Annotated in this window: 20 protein-coding genes; 11 read left to right on the top strand and 9 right to left on the bottom strand. The window is 64.6% G+C overall.

Going from position 1 to position 23,306, the window contains the following annotated elements; genetic code table 11:
* Positions 1-79 precede the first annotated feature (79 nt).
* On the bottom strand, positions 80-1,357 hold the full coding sequence (locus C7G41_RS25660) for a flavin-dependent oxidoreductase (RefSeq protein ID WP_106945131.1): 1,278 nt from the start codon (positions 1,355-1,357) through the stop codon (positions 80-82).
* Positions 1,358-1,497: 140 nt separating this feature from the next.
* Here C7G41_RS25660 and C7G41_RS25655 point away from each other — a divergent pair, with 140 nt between their 5' ends.
* Positions 1,498-2,118 (top strand): glutathione S-transferase family protein, encoded by a 621-nt coding sequence (locus C7G41_RS25655; protein WP_106945225.1) that lies wholly within the window; start codon positions 1,498-1,500, stop codon positions 2,116-2,118.
* A 199-nt stretch (positions 2,119-2,317) separates the two neighbouring features.
* Here C7G41_RS25655 and C7G41_RS25650 read toward each other — a convergent pair whose 3' ends face one another.
* On the bottom strand, positions 2,318-3,238 hold the full coding sequence (locus C7G41_RS25650; RefSeq protein ID WP_106945130.1) for a LysR family transcriptional regulator: 921 nt from the start codon (positions 3,236-3,238) through the stop codon (positions 2,318-2,320).
* A gap of 90 nt (positions 3,239-3,328) precedes the next feature.
* On the opposite strand from C7G41_RS25650, the gene C7G41_RS25645 reads away from it, so the two are divergent.
* From C7G41_RS25645 to C7G41_RS25630, 4 genes are all read left to right on the top strand, one after another.
* Complete coding sequence (locus C7G41_RS25645; RefSeq protein WP_106945129.1) at positions 3,329-3,757, top strand: nuclear transport factor 2 family protein; 429 nt, start codon at positions 3,329-3,331, stop codon at positions 3,755-3,757.
* A 194-nt stretch (positions 3,758-3,951) separates the two neighbouring features.
* Complete coding sequence (locus C7G41_RS25640) at positions 3,952-4,539, top strand: biliverdin-producing heme oxygenase (protein ID WP_106945128.1); 588 nt, start codon at positions 3,952-3,954, stop codon at positions 4,537-4,539.
* Positions 4,536-7,079: an HWE histidine kinase domain-containing protein gene (locus C7G41_RS25635; RefSeq protein WP_106945127.1), complete on the top strand. Its 2,544-nt coding sequence runs from the start codon at positions 4,536-4,538 to the stop codon at positions 7,077-7,079. Before C7G41_RS25640 ends, C7G41_RS25635 begins: the two co-directional genes overlap by 4 nt.
* Positions 7,080-7,353: 274 nt before the next feature.
* Positions 7,354-9,363, top strand: a complete 2,010-nt coding sequence (locus tag C7G41_RS25630; protein ID WP_106945126.1) for a methyl-accepting chemotaxis protein — start codon at positions 7,354-7,356, stop codon at positions 9,361-9,363.
* Positions 9,364-9,420: 57 nt separating this feature from the next.
* Here C7G41_RS25630 and C7G41_RS25625 read toward each other — a convergent pair whose 3' ends face one another.
* The 3 genes from C7G41_RS25625 to C7G41_RS25615 form a co-directional block, all read right to left on the bottom strand.
* The gene (locus C7G41_RS25625) at positions 9,421-10,107 is read right to left on the bottom strand and encodes a glutathione S-transferase family protein (protein WP_106945125.1); all 687 of its coding nucleotides are present in this window, start codon (positions 10,105-10,107) and stop codon (positions 9,421-9,423) included.
* A 127-nt stretch (positions 10,108-10,234) separates the two neighbouring features.
* A complete protein-coding gene (locus C7G41_RS25620; protein ID WP_106945124.1) occupies positions 10,235-10,561 on the bottom strand; it encodes a hypothetical protein in 327 nt (108 codons plus the stop codon).
* A gap of 120 nt (positions 10,562-10,681) precedes the next feature.
* Complete coding sequence (locus C7G41_RS25615) at positions 10,682-11,812, bottom strand: site-specific DNA-methyltransferase (RefSeq protein ID WP_106945123.1); 1,131 nt, start codon at positions 11,810-11,812, stop codon at positions 10,682-10,684.
* 405 nt (positions 11,813-12,217) lie between these two features.
* Between C7G41_RS25615 and C7G41_RS25610 the strand changes: the two genes are divergently transcribed.
* Both C7G41_RS25610 and moaB read left to right on the top strand, forming a co-directional pair.
* The gene (locus C7G41_RS25610) at positions 12,218-13,150 is read left to right on the top strand and encodes a neutral zinc metallopeptidase (protein WP_106945122.1); all 933 of its coding nucleotides are present in this window, start codon (positions 12,218-12,220) and stop codon (positions 13,148-13,150) included.
* Positions 13,151-13,288: 138 nt separating this feature from the next.
* Positions 13,289-13,852 carry a molybdenum cofactor biosynthesis protein B gene (moaB, locus tag C7G41_RS25605; RefSeq protein ID WP_106945121.1) on the top strand — a complete coding sequence of 188 codons (564 nt, stop codon included), beginning with the start codon at positions 13,289-13,291 and terminating at the stop codon, positions 13,850-13,852.
* Between the two features lie 268 nt (positions 13,853-14,120).
* Here moaB and C7G41_RS25600 read toward each other — a convergent pair whose 3' ends face one another.
* Together C7G41_RS25600 and C7G41_RS25595 are read right to left on the bottom strand one after the other, a co-directional pair.
* Positions 14,121-15,047: a helix-turn-helix domain-containing GNAT family N-acetyltransferase gene (locus C7G41_RS25600; RefSeq protein WP_106945120.1), complete on the bottom strand. Its 927-nt coding sequence runs from the start codon at positions 15,045-15,047 to the stop codon at positions 14,121-14,123.
* Between the two features lie 63 nt (positions 15,048-15,110).
* Entirely contained in the window at positions 15,111-15,686 is a 576-nt protein-coding gene (locus tag C7G41_RS25595; RefSeq protein WP_106945119.1) for a glycosyl transferase, read from the bottom strand.
* 332 nt (positions 15,687-16,018) lie between these two features.
* Between C7G41_RS25595 and C7G41_RS25590 the strand changes: the two genes are divergently transcribed.
* Positions 16,019-16,858: an RMD1 family protein gene (locus C7G41_RS25590; protein WP_106945118.1), complete on the top strand. Its 840-nt coding sequence runs from the start codon at positions 16,019-16,021 to the stop codon at positions 16,856-16,858.
* A gap of 10 nt (positions 16,859-16,868) precedes the next feature.
* Here the strand turns inward: C7G41_RS25590 and C7G41_RS25585 are convergent, their stop codons facing one another.
* Together C7G41_RS25585 and C7G41_RS25580 are read right to left on the bottom strand one after the other, a co-directional pair.
* Positions 16,869-18,059 carry an acetate/propionate family kinase gene (locus tag C7G41_RS25585; protein WP_106945117.1) on the bottom strand — a complete coding sequence of 397 codons (1,191 nt, stop codon included), beginning with the start codon at positions 18,057-18,059 and terminating at the stop codon, positions 16,869-16,871.
* Between the two features lie 8 nt (positions 18,060-18,067).
* Positions 18,068-20,479 (bottom strand): phosphoketolase, encoded by a 2,412-nt coding sequence (locus C7G41_RS25580; RefSeq protein WP_199198605.1) that lies wholly within the window; start codon positions 20,477-20,479, stop codon positions 18,068-18,070.
* 210 nt (positions 20,480-20,689) lie between these two features.
* Between C7G41_RS25580 and C7G41_RS25575 the strand changes: the two genes are divergently transcribed.
* The 3 genes from C7G41_RS25575 to C7G41_RS25565 all read left to right on the top strand — a co-directional run bounded on the left by C7G41_RS25575 (position 20,690) and on the right by C7G41_RS25565 (position 23,279).
* On the top strand, positions 20,690-21,865 hold the full coding sequence (locus tag C7G41_RS25575) for a PA0069 family radical SAM protein (protein ID WP_106945115.1): 1,176 nt from the start codon (positions 20,690-20,692) through the stop codon (positions 21,863-21,865).
* A 23-nt stretch (positions 21,866-21,888) separates the two neighbouring features.
* Positions 21,889-22,344 (top strand): VOC family protein, encoded by a 456-nt coding sequence (locus C7G41_RS25570; protein ID WP_106945114.1) that lies wholly within the window; start codon positions 21,889-21,891, stop codon positions 22,342-22,344.
* Positions 22,345-22,421: 77 nt separating this feature from the next.
* Entirely contained in the window at positions 22,422-23,279 is an 858-nt protein-coding gene (locus tag C7G41_RS25565) for a ribonuclease HII (RefSeq protein WP_106945224.1), read from the top strand.
* The last annotated feature ends 27 nt before the right edge of the window (positions 23,280-23,306 follow it).

The following is a 23,306-nucleotide window of genomic DNA, read 5'->3' as shown; positions in this document are numbered from 1 at the left end:
GTCCGCATCTACCGGCGGCGCTGCCCTCTCCCGCAAGGGGCGAGGGCGCACCAACGTGCGTCTCGCTTGGCGCGAACACTCATTTCGTCGCGCGCGCGTCTGCGCTCACGATCGGCGGCTTGGCATTCAGCGCTTCCACCTGGAAGCCGGCGACGCGCTTGTAGTTGGCGGCAACATCCTCCAGCTCCTGTTGCGACAGCACGTCAGTGACGACCTTATAGCCGTCGGGTGCGCGCTCCTCGACGAGCTGCATCACCTGCTCGGGGCCGTTCTTGCGGTTGAGCAGGACGAGACTGGTGGTTGCAGGCCGCCGCTCGGCCTCATAGGCGAGCAGGGCCGCTTGCGTCGGGCCGTGCGCCAGGATCTCGCGGGTGATGGTGCGGGCATCGAGGATCGCCTGAGAGGCGCCGTTGGAGCCGATCGGGTACATCGGATGTGCGGCATCGCCCATCAGCGTGACGCGGCCGAAAGTCCATTGCGACACCGGATCGCGGTCGACCAGCGGATATTCATAGGCGTGCGGGCAGTTCTTGATCAGGCCGGGCACGTCGAGCCAGTCGAACTGCCAGCTCTCGAACCAGGGCAAAAACTCTTCCAGCCGCGCGGTGCGGTTATAGTCCTCGCGTCGCCATTGATAGGTCGGCGGCATGTGGCGCTCGGCAACCCAGTTGATCAGATGGTTGCCCGCGGCGTCCGGTTCCTTCGAGATCGGATAGCAGACGAATTTGAGGATCTCGTGGCCCGCCATGATCATGGTGCGGCCGCTGAGGAAGGCTTTTGCAGGCGTGACGCCGCGCCAGAGGATGCGGCCGTTCCAGATCGGCGGGCCTTCGTCGGGATAGAGTTTTTCTCGCGCGGCGGAATGGATGCCGTCGGCGGCGATCAGGATCGTGCCCTCGTAAGCCCCCGCGGCCTTGCCGGTGGCCTTGTCGACGAAATCGGCGCGCACGCCGTCAGCGGTTTCGCTCCAGCCGGCCAGATGATGGCTGGTGAGGATATTGTCGCGGCCGAGGCGCTCGATCGCGGTGTCGAGCAGCAGTTGCTGGAGCGTGCCGCGATGGATCGAAAACTGCGGCCATTTGTAGCCGGCCTCCAGCCCGCGCGGCTCGCTCCAGATCGGTTTGCCGTGCTTGGAGAAATAGGCAAGCTCGCGGGTCCGCACGCCGCTGGCATCGAGTTTCTCCATCAGCCCGAGTTCGATCAGCTCGCGCACCGCGTGCGGCAGCACGTTGATGCCGACACCGAGCGGCCGCAATTCGGCGACGCTCTCGAACACTTTTACGGGAATGCCGATTCCGTGCAGGCTGAGCGCAAGCGTCAGCCCGCCGATGCCGCCACCGGCGATGAGTACGGTCATGGGAAAGCCCCTCCACTGGGGGCGTCTTGGCACAGCCGGGCGCCGGTGGGCAACTGCGAAGAGGAAGAGCACTGAGAACGCCGTGCTATGGACCTCGGGGCCCGCAGCCGTTACCTTCCGGCTTTCCCATGAGGTCCGACATGCTCAAGCTCTACTACGCCACCGGCACCTGCGCGCTCGCCACCTACATCACCCTGGAAGAAGCCGGCGCCGACTACGCGGCTGAGCGGCTGAGCTTCAAGACCAACCAGCAGAACAGCGCGGAGTACCTCGCGATCAACCCGAAAGGCCGCGTGCCCGCGCTGGTGACCGATCGTGGCGTCCTGACCGAGACCCCGGCGATGCTGGCCTATCTCGCCCAGACCTTCCCCAAGGCGAAGCTTGCTCCGCTCGACGATCCCTTCGACTTCGCCCAGGTGCAGTCGTTCAACTCCTATCTCTGCTCGACCGTGCACATCAACCATGCCCACAAGATGCGCGGCGCGCGCTGGGCGAGCGAAGAGAGCTCGTTCGCCGACATGAAGGCGATGATCCCGAAGACCATGGGCGCCTGCTTCGCCCTGATCGAGCAGAAGATGTACAAGGGACCCTGGGTGATGGGCGATCAGTTCACGATCTGCGATCCCTATCTTTACACCCTGTCGACCTGGCTCGAAGGCGACAGCGTCGACATCAACGCGACGCCGAAGATCGCCGATCATTTCAAGCGCATGTCCGACCGCCCCGCCGTGCGCAAGGTGATGGACGCGCAGAAGGCTTAGAGCGCGGCCACATATCTCCCTGTCGTCCCGGGCAAGCGTCAGCGCAGACCCGGGACCCATAACCACAGGGAGAAGTTGTGACGCAGGCTGATAAATCACGAGTCTTCGCCAAACCACGTCCTGTGGTTATGGGTCCCGGATCGGCGCTCCGCTTCGCTGCGCTTGTCCGGGACGACACCATTTGCTTTGAAGTTGCGTCCTACCCAGCACGCCCTTTCTTCTCCAATTCCCGTCCCGTCTCCAGCATCAGCCGTCGCAACCAGATCGAGCCGGGATCCATCTGTGCGCGGGTCGGATAGAACATGAACTGCTCGTCGATGCCGGGGTCGAGCGGCGGCGTCACCGTGACGAGGCCGAGCTGCCTGGACAGCGCCGCGATCAGCCGGCGCGGCACGAAGGCGACGAGGTCGGTGCGGGCGGCGATGTGCAGCGCCTCAAGATAGCTGGGCACTACCAGCGAAATGTGTCGGTCGATGCCCTTGGTGCGCAGCCAAGTGTCGATTAAGTCCTCCGGCTGGCCGCGGATGATGACGCCGACATGGCGTGCGGCCAGGAACGTCTCGCGCCGCTTCAGCTTCGCAGCCATAGGGTGGCCGCGCCGCACCGCCAGCGCGTCGCTGTCGGTATAGAGCAGCTGGCGGTGAAATCCCTTGAAGGCGTTGCCGATCGAGATCACGAGATCGATGGTGCGGGCGAATTCGGCGTGGAAGATCGCCGGTCCTCGCCACGGCACGACGTCGATGCGGACATTGGGCGCAAGGCGCGTCACCTTCTCCATCAGCGGCGGCATGAGCAGTTCGACCGCGAGATCCGGCATCATCAGGCGGAACGCGCGCTCGCTGCGCGCGGCATCGAATTCCTCGGGCACGAATAGCCCGCGCACCTGGTCCAGGGCCTGCGCCAGCGGCGCGCGTAGCGCCTGTGCCCGCGGCGTCAGCTCCATCCGCGCGCCGGTGCGCACCAGCAGCGGATCGCCGAAGATGTCGCGCAGGCGCTGCAGCGCATGGCTTGCGGCCGGTTGCGACAGGCCGATCCGCAGAGCGGCGCGGCTGACATTGGCCTCGCGCAGCAACGCGTCGAGCGCGGTCAGTAGATTGAGATCGAGCGAATTCAAATTCATGGAGCGAATAGATATCATATACACTATCGATTTGAAGAATTTAGCACCGGCGGTGATCATTTCCGTGTTCTCACCAAGGGAGATGTCGCCATGAGCGCGAGCGCCAACAAGAAACTGATGCAGGATATCTTTGCAGCCGCCGCCAGCCCCGATCCGGCTGCGCGCGACCGCGCCTTGTTCACCGAAAGTCTTGCCGACGACGCCAAATGGATCGTGACCGGCCAGTACTCCTGGTCGCGCACCTTTTCGGGCAAACAGGCGATCCTCAACGACCTGCACGCCTATGTGCGGACCCGCCTTGTCGATCGGATGCGGACCGTCGCCCACCGCTTCATTGCCGACGGCGATCTCGTCGTCGTCGAAGCGAAGGGCGACAACGTCACGCCAGAAGGCGTGCGCTACGACAACGACTATTGTCTCGTGTTTCGCCTCGAGGAGGGCAAGATCAAGGAGATCCGGGAATATTGCGACTCGGTGCTGACCGAGAAGGCCCTCGGTCCGTTTCCGCAAGCGGCGTGAAGGCCGCGAGCTGAGCGCGGGTCGGAGATCGGGGTACGAGCTGCGAAAGCCCCTACTGGAGACATAGTGGACGAGCGGGAGCGCGCCGCCGCTCGTACCCGGTTTCTCCGGAACGGCGGAACCTTTGGAATCCCCCTGCGTTCCTTCGGTGCCGGGGCAATCGCGCCCAGGCATTGCGCGCGTTTGGGAATTGCATGCTGGCTGGGGTTTTGGACGTTTCGACACCGGTTGGCCGCAGTTTTCCCGGACTCCGCGAACGACTGAGAGATGCGACGGCGGCTGCGCACCGGGAGCTCGATGCGCAGCTTTCGTCGTTCGATCTCAGCGACTTTTCCGGCTACCGCCGTTTCCTGCAAGCCAGCGCCGGCGCGCTGCTGCCGCTCGAAGCCGCGCTGATAGACGCGGGTGTCGCCGAAATGTTTCCGGACTGGCCGGAGCGGGCGCGCAGCTCTGCGATCGCGGACGATCTCGGCCGGCTCGGCGGTGCCGCGCAGTCCACAGTGACCGTGCCGCCGCCGCTGACGCGCAGCCGCGTGCTGGGCACGATGTACGTGCTGGAGGGCTCCCGGCTCGGTGCGAAGTTTCTGTTGAAGACGGTCGCGGACGCAGGCGATTCGCGCATCAGCGGAGCCACCGCCTATCTCAATCATGGCGCAGGGAAGCGGCTCTGGCAGAGTTTTCTGGCGAAGCTCGCAAGCGAAGAGACCTGCAACGAGGACGAGGTGATCGATGCGGCGCGCATCGGGTTCGCCGCGTTCGAGCAGGCGGCGGACCGGGCATGAACGAGGCCGTCAATCTCACCAATTGCGATCGCGAGCCGATCCACATTCCCGGCAGCGTGCAACCGTTCGGCTTCCTGCTCACGCTGTTGTCGGATTTCACGATCTGCATGGCCTCGGACAATGTCGGGAGCTTTCTCGGGGCTGACGTCTCCGACCTGCTCCAGCAGCCGCTGTCGCGCGTCATCTCGGAAGCCGCCGTCGAGGCCATTCGCAGCCGCGTCGATCATCTCAGCGGGCCGGACGCGACCGAGCGCCTGTTCGGTGTCGAGCTTCAGGCCGGCAAGCCGTCTTACGATCTCTCGATCCACTTCTCCGGCGCCTATCTCGTCCTCGAGGCGGAGCCCAGCGTCAACGAGCCAGGCGTCAATTCCGGCGAGCTCGTCCGTCTGATGCTGGAGCGTATCCGCAAGACGCGCGGCATGACCGAGCTCGCTCGCGAGGCCGCGCGGCAGCTCAAGGTGCTGACCGGCTTCGACCGCGTCATGGTCTACCAGTTTCACCCGGACGGATCGGGCGAGGTGATCGCGGAGGCCGCGGAAGCGGGACTCGAACGGTTTCTCGGCCTGCACTATCCGGCGTCGGACATCCCGAGGCAGGCCCGCATTCTCTATCAGCGCAACTGGCTGCGCATCATTGCGGACATCGATGCGCAGCCCGCCGCGCTGGTATCGACGGCCACGCACAATGCGGGGCTGCTCGACCTGTCGATGAGCGTGCTGCGCTCGGTGTCGCCGATCCACATCGAGTACTTGCGCAACATGGGCGTCGGCGCCTCGATGTCGGTGTCGATCCTGCGCGACGGCAAGCTGTGGGGCCTGTTCGCCTGCCATCATTATTCGCCGCGCTACATCTCGTTCGAGAAGCGCACGGCATCCGAGTTGTTCGGGCAGATGTTCTCCTGGATCGTGGAGGGACGCGAGCGCGAGGGCGACGTCGCCTACGAGGCGCGCGCCCACCAGGTGCAGGAGCGGCTGATCGAGACCGCGGCCTCCCACGAGCACAGCCGGCGCGCGATCGTCGATTACCTCGGCGACTACCGCAACATGATCGATTGCGACGGCGTGGCGGTGTGGTCCGACAACAGGATCGTGCTCCAGGGCGAGACGCCGACCGAGGACGAGGTGAAGGAGCTCGTCGGCTTCATCAACCGGACGTCGCCGGGACGGATTTTCGCCAGCGCCGAGATCGCCAAGGTCTATGCCGCGGGCCAGTCCTTCCGCGACCGCGCGGCGGGCTTTCTCGCCATCCCGATCTCGCGCGCCCCGCGCGATTGCCTGATCTTCTTCCGGCGAGAGGTCACGCGCTCGGTCAATTGGGCCGGCGATCCCAACAAGGTCTACGACGAGGGTCCGAACGGGCCGCGCCTCACGCCACGCAGGAGTTTCGAGCTTTGGCAGGAGACGGTGGCGGGCCAGTCGAAGCCGTGGTCGGCGGCCGACATCCGTATCGCCGAGAGCCTGCGGGTGACCCTGCTCGAGGTGATCCTGCAACTGTCCGATCTTGCCGCGCGCGAGCGGCGCGGCGCGCAGGAGCGGCAGGAGCTGATGATCGCCGAGCTCAATCACCGCGTCCGCAACATCCTGAGCCTCGTCCGGGCGCTGGTGGCGCAGAGCAAGGATACCGCGACCACCGTCGAGGAATTCGCCGGCGTGCTCGGTGGCCGCATCCAGGCCCTGGCGCGCGCCCATGACCAGATCACCAACCTGAACTGGGCGCCGGTCGCATTGCGCTCGCTTCTCGAATCCGAGGCAGGCGCCTATCTCGGCGCGCGCGCAGACCGGGTCAAGATGGGCGGCCCTGATGTGGCGCTCGATCCCAAGGCGTTCGCCACGCTGGCCCTCGTCGTGCACGAGATGATGACCAATTCCGCCAAATACGGCGCGCTGGCCGATTCCACCGGCAGCGTCGAGGTGGCGTGGCGGCTCGATCCTTCGTCGAGCCTCGTGATCGACTGGAAGGAGACCGGCGGTCCGCCGGTGCAGCCGCCGTCGCGGCGCGGCTTCGGGACCACCATCATCGAGCGCTCCGTGCCGTTCGACCTCAAGGGCGAAGCCGAAATCCGCTTCGACCTGCTGGGGGTGCAAGCGACGTTCATCATTCCCCCCAATTTCGTCGAACTCGTCCCATCCATCGCGGGAGCCGCCATGCGAACAGAAGAACAGCAATCCACTCGTCCCAGGATTTCCGACACGGCGCTGATCGTGGAGGACAATTTGATCATCGCCATGGCCGCCGAGGTCATCCTGCTTGATCTCGGGGCCCGCCATGTCGATACCGCCGCAAGCGTCGAGCAGGCGCTGCGGGCGATCGAGCGCACCCGCCCGGGCTTCGCCTTGCTCGATCTCAACCTCGGCAACGAGAGCAGCATCAGGGTGGCGCAGAAGCTGAAGGAGATCGGCGTGCCCTTCATGTTCGCGACCGGCTATGGCGAGCGGGCGCCGATTCCGGCGGAGCTGGCCGCCGCGCCGGTGATCCAGAAGCCCTATACGCTGGAAGTTGTCGAGAACGCGCTCGGCAAATTACCGCAAGCCGACAGCTGATAGATCGTCTTCCGGATAAGCTGCAGGGGCCTGCACGGCGCTGCGGGCTTCGCGCCAAAATCTTGCTCACCTGCCGACAAAATCAGCAGATTTTGTGCGGGCCTGCGCAGACATGCGCGAAAAATTTGAAGGTTCAATTAACGAGTGTCCCCCATTGTGTCGCGGTGCAGCGTGGGTCGCGAATGACGCGACGCGCGGCTGCCAGGGTGGCCGGTGACGATCGCCGGATTAGGCCGGCCGCTCGAATTGACATGCATCTGGGTGGACAGTGGGAATGCCGAGTTTTCGTTTGCGGATCAGGGGGCGCCTGTACGCAGGCTTCATGGCCTTGGTGGCGGTTGGTCTTGTGATGGCGGTGGTTGCCATCTGGAATTTGCGGTCCGTCCAGGATCAGGTCGCAAAACTCTCCACGTTGTCGGACAGCACGGCGCGCGTTCTGGAGATATCAACCCATCTTCACGCCATCCAGCGGGCCAATCTGCGCTACATTTACGACGCCAACGAGCCTGCGATGCGGGAGGCCGCCGAGCGAGAGACCGCGGCGACCGGGCTGTTGCAGCTCGGAGCAAAAGGCACCCTCTCGGAGGAGCGGCGGAAGCTCTACAACGATCTGATCGCCGACATCGCCAAAATGAAAAGCCTGCGCGACAGTCTCGGCGACGCCGTCAACGAGGCGCGGACCGGCAAGGCGACGCTGTTGCCGAGCGGCGAAGAGCTGACCGTCAAGATGGCCAAGCTGGTCGATGTGGCCCGCGCCGCCGCGGACGACGACACAGTGTCGCTCGTCGCGGACCTCGAGTCCCGGGTCCTGCTGGTTCGAATCGCGAACTGGCGCTTCCTCGCTCTGCGCGACACCAACGGCCCCACCGCCTTCAGAACCAATGTCGACAGAGCGGTGCAGCGGCTGGCAGCCGTCGAAAGGAGCCCGCAGGCGGCGGACCTTCGCTCGTCTCTGACGCCTGTGAAGACCGCCCTCGGTATCTACAAATCCGCGTTCGAAACGACCTCTGCCGCGATGCTGCGGTCCGACGAGATCTACCACAAGGATCTCGCACCGCTCATCTCCGCTAGCATCGCCAAGCTCAAGGTCACGGAAACCGCCTTGAAGACGGATTACAAGGATTCGCGCACCGCGGCCGATGCTGTGATCGACGGCACGACCTCGCTGCAGGGGATCGCGGGCGGCCTCGCCGTCCTGTTCGGACTGATCGTCGCTTTCCTGACCGCCCGCAGCATCGTGGGGCCGCTGACCTCGATGACGCGGGCAATGGGGCTGCTTGCCGGGGGTAATCTCGCCGTGGAGATCCCCTCGCGCGGCAAGGCCGACGAGATCGGCGACATGGCCAAGGCGATCGACGTCTTCAAGACCAACATGATCGAGACCGAAAAGCTGCGCCATGAGCAGACCGCAACCGAAGCCCGGCAGGCCGAGAGCCGCAAGGCCGACATGGCCCGGCTCGCCAGCCAGTTCGAGCAGGCGGTGGGCGAGATCGTCGATACCGTATCCTCGGCATCGCACGAGCTCGAGGGCTCGGCCGGCACCCTGACCGCGACCGCGAGGCGCGCCCAGGATCTCTCCACCGAAGTGCAATCCGCCTCCCAGGAAGCCTCGGCCAATGTGCAGGCGGTCGCCTCCGCGACCGAGGAGTTGTCCTCCTCGGTGACGGAGATCGCGCGCCAGGTGCAGGAATCAGCGCGCATCGCGGGCGAAGCCGTCGGTCAGGTGAGCAAGACCAACGCGCGCGTCAGCGAACTCTCCAAGGCTGCGGCCCGCATCGGCGACGTGGTCGAACTGATCAGCACCATCGCCGGCCAGACCAACCTGCTGGCGCTGAACGCTACCATCGAGGCGGCGCGCGCGGGAGAAGCCGGCCGCGGCTTTGCCGTGGTCGCCTCGGAGGTCAAGGCGCTCGCCGAGCAGACCGCGAGGGCCACCGGTGAGATCGCCCAGCAGGTCTCGGGCATCCAGGCCGCGACGGAGGAGTCGGTCGGCTCGATCAGGGAGATCAGCGGCACCATCGAGCGGCTGTCGGAGATCTCGTCGACGGTCGCCGCCGCCGTGGAGGAGCAGGGTGCGGCGACGCAGGAGATCTCCCGCAACGTGCAGCAGGCCGCCCATGGCACGCAGCTCGTGTCGTCCAACATCGGTGACGTGCAACGCGGCGCTTCCGAGACCGGCTCGGCCTCTTCGCAGGTGCTCTCGGCGGCCCGCTCGCTGTCGGCCGACAGCAACCGCTTGAAGCAGGAAGTCGCCAACTTCCTGAACTCGGTCCACGCCGCCTGAGCCTCAAAGCAAAAGGCCACGCGCATGCGCGTGGCCTCGCATTGCGACGTGCCGCTATCAGGCCACTTTCGTCGTCATGTGCTTGAACATGTTGCTGCGGGCCTCGTCGTCCATCTCCGCCTTGAAGGTAAACTTGTCCTTCAGCGCGATCGCGCGCGCCGCCGCGGGCCGCGCCGTGACCTCGTCCACCAGCCGCTTCACGTTCGGGTATCGCGCGAAGGCATCGTCGCCGAGCTTGAACGGCACCATCCGTGCCCAACCCCACAGCGCCATGTCGACGATCGAATAACTGTCGCCGACCATGTAGCTGCGGCCTTTGAGGTGACCGTCGAGAATCTTGTAGTGACGATCGGTCTCGAACTGGTAGCGGTTATGCGCGTAGTCGTGGTTCTGGTCTTTCGGCGCAAAATGCTTGAAGTGCACGGCCTGACCTGAATAGGGCCCAACGCCGGTGGCGATGAACATCAGCCATGACAGCATCTCGCCGCGAACATTGGCGGCGGGCAGGAATTTGCCGGTTTTCTCGGCCAGATAGAGCAGGATTGCGTTGGAATCGAACACGATCGTGCCGTTGTCGTCGATCGCCGGCACCTTGCCGTTCGGATTGATCTTCAGATAGTCCGGCGTGAACTGCTCGCCCTTGCGGGTGTCGATCTTGACCGGCTCGAAGGGCAGGCCGGCCTCTTCGAGATATAGCGCGACCTTGGTCGGGTTCGGCGACCCGTTGAAATAGAATTTGAGCATCGGTCATCTTCCCTGTGTTTGTTGGCTGAGAGGCAGCAACATGTCCGCAAGCGGCCTTGTCTTGCCTGAACCTTGTCGGGGAGGGCAACCGGCGAGTTTGCCGGGCGGTATCTGCGCGTCACGCAGATCAGCCGGCGTAACAAAGGCCGATCGCCGCCGTAATGACCATGCACGCGCCCACGGCCTCCAGGCGCAGCCCGAGCCGGGTAGCGATATGCATGTCGGAGGCCCGCGCTGCTCGCTCCGATCCGCGCGCGTAGCCGTGAACGATGACGTCGTGATTGAAGCTGTCATGGGCCTCGTTGCTGCTGGCGAGCCCGACGCAAACCACGAGCACGCCGAACAAGGCGAGGCCGAAAAATCCGAGCAGCGCAATCAGGAACATCGGAAACATGCCGAGCAGGAAGATCGGCAGCAGCGGCACCAGCAGCAATGTCTCGGACTGTCGTCGCATGGCTCGACCGGTCAAGACGGGGCGTAGGCGCTCAATCTAGTCCCGTCGGCCGCCGTGTTCAACCAGTCTCGTCATTCCGGGGCTGCGCCGGGAGGCGCGCTCCGGGATGACGAAAGGAGACTACCCCGCCGCCATGCCGGCGCGGATCTCGGCGCGGAGCTCGTCGATCAGCTTGAGACCCTTCTTGGTCTCGATGTGCCAGAAGGTCCATCCGTTGCAGGCCTGCGCGCCTTGCGCCACCGCGCCCATGCGGTGGATGGAGCCGACCTTGTCGCCGAACATGATGGCGCCGTCGGCGCGGACCAGCGCGCCGAGCTTCTTCTTGGCGTCGAACAGCTTGGTGCCGGGCATGATCATGCCACGCTCGATCAATTCCGAGAACGCAACCCGCGGCGCTTCACGCGCCGTCATGAACGGGGCGAGGCTTGCCTCCGGCAGCGGCTCGACCGCGGCGATGCGCGCTTGTGCCGCTTTCGCATAGGTCTTGTCGCGCTCAAAGCCGATATAGGAGCGGCCGAGGCGCTTTGCGACCGCGCCGGTGGTGCCGGTGCCGTTGAAGGGATCGATCACGAGATCGCCGGGTTTGGAGGACGACAGCAACACGCGCGCGAGCAGGCCTTCCGGCTTCTGCGTCGGGTGCACTTTCTTGCCGTCGGCGCCCTTGAGGCGCTCCTCGCCGGTGCAGAGCGGGATCAGCCAGTCGGACCGTGCCTGCACGTCCTCGTTGGCGGCCTTCAGCGCCTCGTAGTTGAATGTGTAGCCCTTGGCCTTCTCGTCGCGCGCGGCCCAGATCATGGTTTCGTGCGCGTTGGTGAAGCGGCGGCCGCGGAAATTCGGCATCGGATTCGTCTTGCGCCAGACGATGTCGTTCAGGAGCCAGAAGCCGAGGTCCTGCATGATCGCGCCGACGCGGAAAATGTTGTGATAGGAGCCGATCACCCAGATCGTCGCCGACGGTTTCATCGCGCGGCGAGCGGCGAGCAGCCAGGCGCGGGTGAAATCGTCATAGGCGGAGAACGAATCGAACTTGTCCCAGTCGTCGTCGACCGCATCGACATGGGATTCGTCGGGGCGTTTGAGATCGCCCTTGAGCTGGAGATTGTAGGGTGGATCGGCGAACACCAGGTCGACCGAACCAGCCTGAAGCTTCGACATCTCGGCGACGCAATCACCGAGAATGATGCGATGCGACGAAGACTCAAAATTTGTGCGGGGCGCCCTTGCAGACGCCCCGCGACGCGACTCTACCATGACTCAAGAACTCTGACTCAGGCGACGCTGTCGGCGACGCGGGACCAAACAACCGACTGACCGTTACATTGAAGCGGCAAAGTAAAAATCGACTTAACCCGCCGCTTTCGTGAACAGCCCTCACGTCGCGCCTTGCACGCGGTTCGCTCCGCGCATTCTCCATGTTTTGCAGTGTATTTCGCGTTTCTTCGCGTTGCGGCTGTGATCGGAGCGCAAAAAGACTCAAAATTCCTCTCGGAAAAAATTGCTCGATGCCCGGAAAAAATTGCTGGCATTGCCATGCCGTCGCACTAGGCAATAATTGCCGAGCGGGATATTGATTAACGCGACGGAAATTTTACGTATGTGGCGCGTTGAGCTTTCGCGCTTTTGCGCCGAATTGAGCCAGGACCGAGGGAAGCCGCCATGCGCTACGATGATTTCCGCCGCAGCGACGACATCGAGGATCGTCGCGACGATGGTGGCGGCGGCGGTGGAGGAGGCGGGTTCGGCCTTCCCATGGGCGGCGGCGGGCTCGGCATCGGCACCATCATCGTGCTCGGCCTGGTCGGCTACGCCTTCGGCATCGATCCGCGCATCCTGATCGGCGGCGCCGAGATCCTCACCGGTGGCGGCCAGGCGCCGTCCTACCAGACCGATCGCCAGTCGTCGAACACCAAGCGCGGCGCGCCGACCGACGAGATGGGCAGCATGATCTCCGGCATCCTCGGCGAGATCGACGATCGCTGGAGCGAGATCTTCCAGGCCTCGGGCCAGTCCTTTACCGGTCCGAAGGTCGTGCTGTTCCGCAACGTCACCAATGGCGGGCGTTGCGGCCGGGCGGAGTCGGCGATGGGACCGTTCTATTGTCCGCCCGACAGGACCATCTTCCTCGACACCGGTTTCTTCCGCGAGGTCGAGACGCGTTTTCGCGGCTGCTCCGGCAAGTCCGCCTGTAACTTCACCACCGCCTACATCATCGCCCATGAGGCCGGCCATCACATCCAGAACCTGCTGGGCATCATTCCGCGCGTGACGCGCCTGCAGCAGCAGGCCGGCAGCAAGGCTGAGTCGAACGCGCTCCAGGTGAAGGTCGAATTGCAGGCCGACTGCCTGTCCGGTGTCTGGGTCAATCGCGAGGCGAAGAAGCGGCCGAACTTCCTGGAGCCGGGCGACATCGACGCCGCACTCACCACGGCGAGCGCGATCGGCGACGACACGCTGCAGCGCCAGTCCACGGGCCGCGTCGTGCCCGATTCCTTCACCCACGGCTCGGCGGCGCAACGCAAACAGTGGTTTATGACCGGCTACCAGCAGGGCACCGTCCAGGCCTGCAACACGTTTGGCGGCGGACAGTAGGGGCTCTATCCGTCATCCTGAGGTGCTCGCCAATTGGCGAGCCTCGAAGGATGGCGAGCCCGTGGCCCATCCCTCGAGGCGCGCAAGAGCGCGCACCTCAGGATGACGTCAGTGGGCGGGGAAAGAAGGTGCGTTGCAATGACCTCCATCGACGAAACCAAACAGTTCGTCCCGCTCAACATCGCGGTGCTCACCGTGTCCGACACGCGCGCGCTCGCGGATGATAAGTCTGGCCAGACCCTGGCCGACCGTCTCACCGCTGCTGGCCATCATCTCGCCGCGCGGGAGATCGTCACCGACGACGTCGAGGCCATCCGCGCCGTCATCCGCCGCTGGATTGCGGACGCAGGCGTGGACGTCGTCATCACCACCGGCGGCACCGGCTTCACCGGGCGCGACATCACGCCGGAGGCGGTCGAGCCCCTGTTCGAGAAGCGCATGGACGGTTTCTCGATCGCATTCCACATGCTGAGCCACGCCAAGATCGGTACGTCGACGATCCAGAGCCGCGCCACGGCCGGCGTCGCGGGCGCAACCTACATTTTCTGCCTCCCGGGTTCGCCCGGGGCTTGCCGCGACGGCTGGGATGGCATCCTCAAAGCCCAGCTCGACTACCGCACGCGTCCCTGCAATTTCGTCGAGATCATGCCGCGCCTGGACGAGCACCTGCGCCGGCCGAAGGCGCAGGGCGCGACGGTTTAGTTGGACATTCCTTCTCCCCTCATGTCCGCCGAAGCTTTAGCGAAGGCGGATGCGGGGGAAGGTGGGATAGGCGGCCTTCGGCCGCCGTTCTTAAAGAACGCCGAAGCAAAGCTTCGGCTATAGCGCCGGATGAGGGGTTTTCGCCGCAGGCACGAACGCTCGCGGAGACATACCTCTCACCCAAATCAGGTCGCCTTTACCAGCCTCGCTGCCCCCTCCCACAAGGGGCGAGGGCGCATTCATGCGCATCTCGCTCGTTGCGAGAGTCTTACAGATCTCGCTCCCAGGTCTCGCCAACCAAACTTTGCCCGAAGCTGTGGTGCTTCTCTTCCTTCACCAGCTTGAAGCCTGCACTTTGGTAGATGCCACGCGCGGCGACCAGGACGCTTTGCGTCCACAGCGTCATCCTGCTGTAGCCTCTCTCGCGTGCGCCCTGGATGCATTGCTCGACCAGCGCGCGGCCGACACCTAGGCCCCGTGCTTTCTTCTCCACCTGCAAAAGGCGCAGCTTGGCAATCTCTTCCGTGGCCTTGACCAGAAAGATCGAGCCGACCGGCTCGCCATCCACTTCCGCAATCCAGCAGTGCTCGCGCGCGGCGTCATAGTCCTTGATGAACTGTGCGCAGATCTCGGCGACCAGGGCCTCGTAGCTGATATCCCAGTTGTAGTCGGCCGCATAGGCGGCGGCCTGTCGGGAGATGACCCAGCCCATGTCGCCGACGCGATGGCTGCGCAGCATGAAAGCCGCGGGCTGGCTTCGACGCTCCAGCACGGCCTCGATTGTCGCCATAGCCTGCGTGAGCCGCGTTGCATCGCTCGTCGAAAGCTGAGCCAGCATTGCGGCGATCTCATTTTGCGAACCCAGGTTCAGCTTGGCAAAAGCTTGGCGTCCCTTGGCGGTGAGGCTGAGCTGGTATTGCCTGCGATCCGCGGGCAGGGGCCTGCGAGCGATCAGGCCCTTTTCGTCGAAGCTTTGCACGATTCGGCTGAGATAGCCGGGGTCGAGGCCAAGCTCGTTGCCGATCTCCTTTGCGGCAAGGTCGTCCCGTTGTGCGAGCTCATAGAGCACGCGGGCCTCGCTGAGCGAGAACGGGCTCTTTCCCAGGTGCTGGTCGAGCACGCCAAGCTTGCGGGTGTAGAAGCGGTTGAAGGCGCGAACTGCTGCGATGTGGTCGTCGGTACAGTTGAACGACATGGGGTCACCTCGATGCTTGCCATTGTCAAATAATTATTTGACTTTGGCAAGTATTGAGGTGCCTCAGCCGACCATGACGATCCGGCTGCGCAGCATGATCCGGGACGAGCGGCCGAGCCGCCGGAGCAGCCGAGCCTCCGAGCGGCGGGCTTGGGGCGGGTAGCCGCCGATGCGGTCGTAGTGATCACGCGCGATCAAAAGTCCCTGATCGCCGAAGGGACCGACGAGCTTGCGCATCAGGGCCCAGAGAATATCGCGGAAGCCGGCATCGGTGTAGGGCGAGCGCGCATAGCGGAAGACGGCCGCACGATCCCGGCCGCTGGTCGAGACGGACTGGATGAACTGGGTGGTTTCCTCGATCCAGCCGGTCTCCAGCACGGCGCCCGCAGGGAGGAACATCAGCCAGGACGAACGGGCCTGGAGTGCGCCGGCGGCAAGCGCGGCGCCTTGCGTGGATCCTTCGAAACCGATGAAACGGCAGCCCGCGACGTCGGCAACCCGCTCGATGACGCCATTGCGGATGCCATCGACCAGGAGCACTTCCCGGATGATGCCTGCGGCGGCACCGGGTACCAGCGCGGCCAGAGTTGCGACCGCGGTCTGCTCGACGCCTTCGGTTGGAATGATGACGCTCAGCATGATTGAAGCTTCAGTGTCCACACTTCGGGAGAAGCGTAGCTCATTATGACGGCGTCATAAAACATGTGGCGCTGCCGAGTGCAACTTTCCGGCCGCGCTTCGGTGTACGATGGTAAACCGCTGCAGCCGTCGCATCCAAATATGTCCCGTGCGGGGTGGCGATATTGCCGAATGTGTCGGCGCCAGCCTGTTCTGACCGTATTAATCCGGAGGTCCAGCCGCGATATTGCGCGACGCGCCGGCCGTTCGCAATCCTGCAAGAAGAGGATGCGATAGCGGACGAGCGCGGGGACGGGAAAAACTTCCAATCACGCTGCTGACGAGGGCTTCGCATGAACGCCGATCAACTTGCTGTTAACTCGCCGACAACATCTCCCAGGCCTGACGGCGCGCCGACCTTGCGGATCCGCGCCGTGATGCTGGGTGAACGCATCAATCCCTCCGGCATCGAGATGGGGACGACCGTCTCCTCGACGCCGGCCGCCTTCCGCGTCCATGCCGGCCTTGCGGTCATCTTCCGCTACGGCGTTGTGGTGCTGATCGGTCTCCTCCCTTCGGAGGAGAAAGTGCTGATCGACAGCCTGAAGCCCCGTGTGATCGGCGAATTCAGCCCCTACGAGGAGGAGATCGCCCATGCGCAGCTCTGCAAGGACGAAAGCGCCGAGGCGATCCTGCCGGGTGGCCCGATCTGCCTCGCCAAATTCTCCGACGACCGGCTGCTGCTGATCGCGGACGCGCTTGCCAAGAGCACTTCGCTCGCGCGTGACGAGCGCCGCGTCGCCGCGGTCTTCGACGTGATCGAGCCGTTCGCGCGCAAGCTCGCCGAGCAGGGCCGCACGCCGCCCCGGCGCAAGGGCATCTTGCAATTGATCGGCAATGCGCTTCTCGTCCAGCAGCGCGTCGCCGGCCGTGTTGCGGTGGCCGAGAAACCCGACGTGCTCTGGGAAAAACCCGAGCTCGACCGGCTCTATGCCCGCCTTGAAGATGAGTACGAACTGAAGGAGCGCCTCGACACGCTCGAGCGCAAGCTCACCGCCGTGTCCGCGACCGCCAACGCGCTCACCGACATCATCGATACCCAGCGCTCGCTCCGCCTCGAAATCGCGGTCGTGGTGCTGATCGTGATCGAGGTCGCGATCGGCTGTTTCCAGATTTGGTCGGGGACGCACTGATTGTGCTCGTTCAAATGCGATTGCCTGGTCGCAGCACCGCCGCACAATGCTGTGCGATCATCAGTTCCTCATTCGTTGGAATGACGAAGACATCGACTGCGCTATCGCCACCGTTGATGCGCTCGCGCGCCGCATCATTCGCAGCGGCATCGATGCGCACACCGAGCCATTCGAGACGCTCACCGATCGCGCTGCGGATTTCCTTGGCATGCTCGCCGATGCCGCCGGTGAAGACCAGGCAATCCAGCCCGGCAAGCGTTGTCGCCATCGCCGCCACCTCCTGCGCGGCGCGGAAGGTGAAGAGCTCGACCGCCTCCCGTGCCGCAGCTTCGCTGCTCGCAAGCAGCGTGCGCATGTCCGAAGAAATGGAGGAGACGCCCAGGAGGCCTGACTCGTGATAGAGCAGGTGCTGGACATCTTCGACCGACATCTTCTCGTGCTGTTGCAAATAGAGCAGCACGCCCGGGTCGATCCTGCCGCAGCGCGTGCCCATCACCAGCCCGTCGAGCGGCGTCAGTCCCATCGTGGTGTCCATGCTGCGGCCGTCGCGCAAGCCGCACAGGCTCGCGCCGTTGCCGAGATGCGCGATCACGGTGCGCTTCGCGACGAGCTGCGGCGCGATTCGGGCGAGCCGTTCCGCGACATATTCGAACGAGAGGCCGTGAAATCCGTAGCGCCGGACGCCGCGCTCTTCATAGCGTCTCGGAATGGCGAAGCGGCTGGCGGGCGGCGCAATGCCGTGGTGAAAGGCGGTGTCGAAGCAGGCGATCTGCGTCAGGTCGGGCCTGATCGCTCTGATGGCGCGGACCGGCGCCAGGCACCGCGGCTGGTGCAGCGGTGCCAGCGGCGTCAACGCCTCCAGCTTTGCGATGACATCGTCCGTCAGCTCGACCGGAGCGGAATAGTCCGGACCGCCATGGACGACGCGATGGCCGACAGCGCGCAAGCGATGGCCGCCGAAACGATCCTCGATGAAGCCGAGCACGTCAGCGAACAGATGATCGCTGTCCGTATCCGATGCTTCTCTCCGTTTCTCGAACAGGTCTTCGCCCGCGGGGCTCTTCACGACGAGTCGTGGCTTCGCATCGTGCTCGTCGAGCAGGCCCTTGCAGAGCAGGGTGGGCTCGGCTGCCGAGATATCGAACAGGCCGAATTTGATGCTCGACGATCCCGAGTTCAGAACGAGTACCGTGTTCGACATGGCTGCCGTCAATCGCCTGCCTCTGCCGTGTTGCCGCCGGCGCTGTTCTGCCAGACCCATTCCTGGATTTCCGGCATGTCCTCGCCATGCTCGCGTATGTAGCGCGAATGCTCGATCAGCTTGTCGCGGAATTGCTGCTTCACCTGCGCCGCCTTGGTCGCGAGCCCCGGCACGCGCTCGATCACCTCGATCGCGAGGTGATAGCGGTCGAGCTCGTTGAGCACGACCATGTCGAACGGTGTCGTCGTGGTGCCTTCCTCGGCAAAGCCGCGCACATGCATGCCGGCGTGGTTGGTGCGGTTATAGGTCAGCCTGTGGATCAGATGGGGATAGCCGTGATAGGCGAAGATCACCGGCTTGTCGCGCGTGAACAGGCCGTCGAAGTCGCGATCGGACAAGCCGTGCGGGTGCTGCTCCCTGGGCTGCAGCGTCATGAGGTCGACGACGTTGACGACGCGGATCTTCAGCTCGGGCAACGCCTTGCGCAGCAGGTCGACGGCGGCGAGCGTTTCCAGTGTCGGCACGTCGCCGGCGCAGGCCATCACGACATCGGGCTCGCCATTCGCGTCTTCCGTGCCGGCCCAGCTCCAGATGCCGATGCCGGCATCGCAGTGCGTGGCCGCCTCCTGCATCGACAGCCATTGCGGCGCCGGCTGCTTGCCGGCGACGATGACGTTGATGCGGTTATAGGTGCGCAGGCAATGATCGGCGATCCACAGCAGCGTGTTGGCGTCCGGCGGGAAGTAGATGCGGACGATGTCGGCCTTCTTGTTGGCGACGAGATCGACGAAACCGGGATCCTGATGGCTGAAGCCGTTGTGGTCCTGACGCCAGACATGCGAGGTCAGCAGATAGTTGAGCGAGGCGATGGGGCGCCGCCACGGCAGATGCCGCGTCACCTTCAGCCATTTGGCGTGCTGGTTGAACATGGAATCCACGATGTGGATGAACGCCTCGTAGCAGGAAAAGAAGCCATGGCGTCCCGTGAGCAGGTAGCCCTCTAACCAGCCCTGGCAGAGATGCTCGCTCAGGACTTCCATCACGCGTCCGTCCTGGGCGAGATGCACGTCGTAGGATTCGATCGGCTCCATCCAGACGCGTTCAGTGGCCTCGAACACCGCATCGAGCCTGTTTGACGCGGTCTCGTCCGGGCCCATGATGCGGAAATTGCGCGCCTCGGCGTTGAGGCGGATGGCGTCGCGCAGGAATTTTCCGAGCTCGCGGGTTGCTTCTCCCGTCACGGCGCCGGGCTGCGGCACCTCGATTGCAAAACTGCGGAAGTCCGGCAGGTTCAGCTCCTTCTTCAGAAGGCCGCCATTGGTGTGCGGATTGGCGCCCATGCGGCGATTGCCTTCGGGCGCGAGCGCCTGGAGCTCGGCAATGAGCGCGCCGTTCGCGTCGAACAGCTTTTCCGGCTCGTAGCTACGCATCCAGTCTTCGAGAATCTTCAGATGCGCCGGATTCTCGCGGCAGTTCGCGACGGGCACCTGATGCGCCCGCCAAAAACCCTCGACCTTCTTGCCGTCGACTTCCTTGGGGCCGGTCCAGCCCTTCGGGCTGCGCAGCACGATCATCGGCCAGCGCGGGCGTTCGACGCTCTTGCGGCCGTCGCGGGCGTGCTGCTGGATCGACCGGATGCTGGCGAGCGCGATGTCGAGCGCGTCCGCCATGGCTTGGTGCATCAATTTGGGATCGTTGCCCTCGACGAACAGCGGCTCGTGCCCGAGCCCGCGGAAGAGATCGCGTATCTCGTCGTCGCGCATCCGCCCCAGCACGGTCGGATTGGCAATCTTGTAACCGTTGAGATGCAGGATCGGCAGCACCGCGCCGTCATGCGCGGGATTGAGGAACTTGTTGGAGTGCCAGGACGCCGCGAGCGGGCCGGTCTCGGCCTCGCCGTCGCCGACGACACAGGCGACGATCAGGTCGGGATTGTCGAATGCCGCGCCATAGGCATGCACCAGCGCGTAACCGAGTTCGCCGCCTTCATGGATAGAGCCCGGCGTTTCAGGTGCCGCGTGACTCGGGATGCCGCCGGGGAAGGAGAACTGCCTGAACAGCTTGCGCAACCCGTCGGTATTGCGGGCGATATCGGGATAGATCTCGCTGTAGCTGCCTTCGAGATAGGTGTTGGCGACCATGCCGGGGCCGCCGTGGCCGGGACCGCAGACATAGATCACGCTCAGGTCCAGCGCGCGGATGACGCGGTTGAGATGGGCATAAATGAAATTCAAGCCGGGCGTCGTGCCCCAATGGCCGAGCAAACGCGGCTTGATGTGCTTGGGCCTTAAGGGCTCGCGCAGCAGCGGGTTGTCGAGCAGGTAGATCTGCCCGACGGAGAGATAGTTCGCAGCGCGCCAATAGCGATCAACGAGGCCGAGGTCGCTGCTCGCCGCAGGCGACTGTCTTTGATTTGTCATGTTCTTGCCGACCTTCACACAGCGATCGTCACCAACATCGTGCTGGGACGATTGATCCCTGGCCGGCATCAAACGAAATCGCTGCGACGGACGTGTTGCGCGAGGTCAAAGGCGCTCGCCCGAAGTTTGGGCAGCTCCTGTGCATGGGTTTGTTTTTCAGTTTTTGTTTCTTGTTCTTGATTTGTTCCGTTTGCCTGCTATCTTGGCTTCATGAGTCGAGCATCCTCTCGTGCCCTCAAGCACCCGCCGGTCACGGCGCCCTCCGAGCCGGCGGGTGCGCCTTCTGATTTCCCCGTCGACTTTCCCGAGCTGGGCGTCGCCATCGACCGCGCGCGCAGGCGGGGGCGGGGGGCGCAAACCAACGCCAGCGGCCGTTTCGAGGCCGAGGCGCGCGTCGCATTCGATGATGGCTGGCAGAGCCTCGAAGAACTGCCTCCGTTCAAGACCACGGTCGGGATCGACACCTCGCGCAAGGTGATCACCCGCAACGAATCTCCCGACATCGGCTTCGATCGCTCGATCAATCCCTACCGCGGCTGCGAGCACGGCTGCGTCTATTGCTTCGCGCGGCCGACGCATGCCTATCTCGGCCTGTCGCCGGGGCTCGACTTCGAGTCCAAGCTGTTCGTGAAGCCCGAGGCGCCGGCGCTGCTCGAGAAGGAGCTTGCTGCGCCCGGCTACGAGCCGCGGATGATCGCGATCGGCACCAACACCGATCCCTATCAGCCGATCGAGCGCGAGCGCAAAATCATGCGCGGCATTCTGGAGGTGCTGGAGCGCGCCGGCCATCCCGTCGGGATCGTCACCAAATCGGCGCTGGTGACCCGCGACATCGACATTCTCGCGCGCATGGCCAAGCGCAACCTCGCCAAGGTCGGGATCTCCGTGACCTCGCTCGATCCGAAGCTGGCGCGCACCATGGAGCCGCGGGCGTCCACGCCGCCGAAGCGGCTGGAGGCGCTGAAGCAGCTTTCCGAGGCCGGCATTCCGACCACCGTCATGGTCGCGCCCGTCATCCCCGCGCTGAACGATTCCGAGATCGAGCGTATCCTGGATGCCGCCGCCCATGCCGGCGTCAAGGAAGCCTCCTACGTGCTGCTGCGATTGCCGCTCGAGGTGCGCGATCTCTTTCGCGAATGGCTGATGGCGAACTATCCGGACCGCTATCGCCACGTCTTCACGCTGATCCGCGATATGCGCGGCGGACGAGACTACGACGCGAAATGGGGCGAGCGCATGAAGGGCACCGGCCCGATGGCCTGGACCATCGGCCGCCGCTTCGAGATCGCCTGCGACAGGCTCGGGCTGAACAAGCGGCGCTCCAAACTGACGACGGATCATTTTGCCAAGCCGAAGCGGAACGGTGATCAGCTCAGCCTGTTCTGAGGACGAAGTGGGAGAGGCGTCGTATGAGTCAGGAACTGCCAGCTCCAATACCGCGGCTCACCGTTATCACGCTGGGCGTGAACGACATCCGCGCCAGCATTGCCTTTTACGACGCGCTCGGTTTCTCGCGCCGGCTCAAGGGGACCGGCGAGGCCGTTGCGTTCTATGACACCGGCGGTCCGGTGCTCGCGCTGTTCCCCTGGGATCAGCTGGCGGTCGACGCCAAATTGCCCGATCATCCGAGGCCATCGACGTTCCGCGGCATGACGCTCGCATGGAACTGCCGCGCGCGTGAGGAGGTGGATGCGGTGCTGGCGTTCGCCGTCGGCAAGGGAGCCGCGCTGCTGAAAGCCGCGCATGAGACCGACTACGGCGGCTATTCCGGCTATTTCGCCGATCCTGACGGCCATCCCTGGGAAGTCGTGGTCGCGCCCGGCATCGAAGTTGGCGAGGACCGACGGGTGCATCTGGCGGAATAGGGCGGCTGACTTGAATAACGGGAATTGTCCGAGGTTCCCGGTTGCGCAGACCATGCCGCTTGCGCACGATCCCGGCCATGATTCGGGATCAATCCGCCAAGAAGCCGGCCAAAGGCGCGCCCAAGAAGGCTGTGCCTGAGAACAAGAAGGCTGCGCCTAAGAACGAGAAGGCTGCGCCCAAAAAAATCGCCAAGGCGCTGGCTGGCGCCAAGGGCGCCATCATCGTCGCACCAAGCTTTCGCCGCGAGCGCGCGCTGATCAAGCGCGGCGTCTGGCCGGTGGCGGGCTGCGACGAGGCCGGCCGCGGGCCGCTGGCCGGTCCGGTGGTGGCGGCGGCGGTGATTCTCGATCCCGACCGCATCCCGCGCGGCATCGACGATTCCAAGCGCCTGACGGCCGAGGAGCGCGAAAGGCTGTTCGACAAGATCTGCGCGACCGCCCAGGTCTCGGTGGCCGTCGCCTCGCGCGCCCGCATCGACCGCGACAACATCCTGCGCGCCTCGCTGTGGGCGCTGAAGCGCGCCGTGGTGGCGCTGCCCGAGCAGCCCCGGCACGTCTTCGTCGACGGCCGCGACCGGCTCGACACGGCATGCGATTGCGAGGCCGTGATCGGCGGCGACGGCATCGTCCTGTCGATCGCAGCGGCCTCGATCATCGCCAAGGTGACGCGGGACCGCCTGATGTGCGCGCTCGCTCAGGACTGTCCGGGCTACGGTTTCGAGCAGCACAAGGGCTACGCCGTTCCCGAGCACCTCCATGCGCTCAACCGCCTCGGCCCCACCGTCCACCACCGCAGCTTCTTTGCCCCCGTCGCCGCCGCGCGCGCCAAGCACATGCCCTGGACGGTCGAGCCGGCGCAGGATCTGTTTGCGGTGACCGAGATCGGGCTGCAGGTGGACACGAGCCTGGAAGTCGACGCGCCGGCAAATCTGTAGACGAGACTCGGTTGCCACGACGCGTCA

The organism is Bradyrhizobium sp. MOS002 (assembly GCF_003020115.1).
Taxonomy (GTDB): Bacteria; Pseudomonadota; Alphaproteobacteria; order Rhizobiales; family Xanthobacteraceae; genus Bradyrhizobium.
The sequence above is the reverse complement of the archived record's forward strand: the minus strand, read 5'-3'. Positions and strand labels throughout refer to the sequence as shown.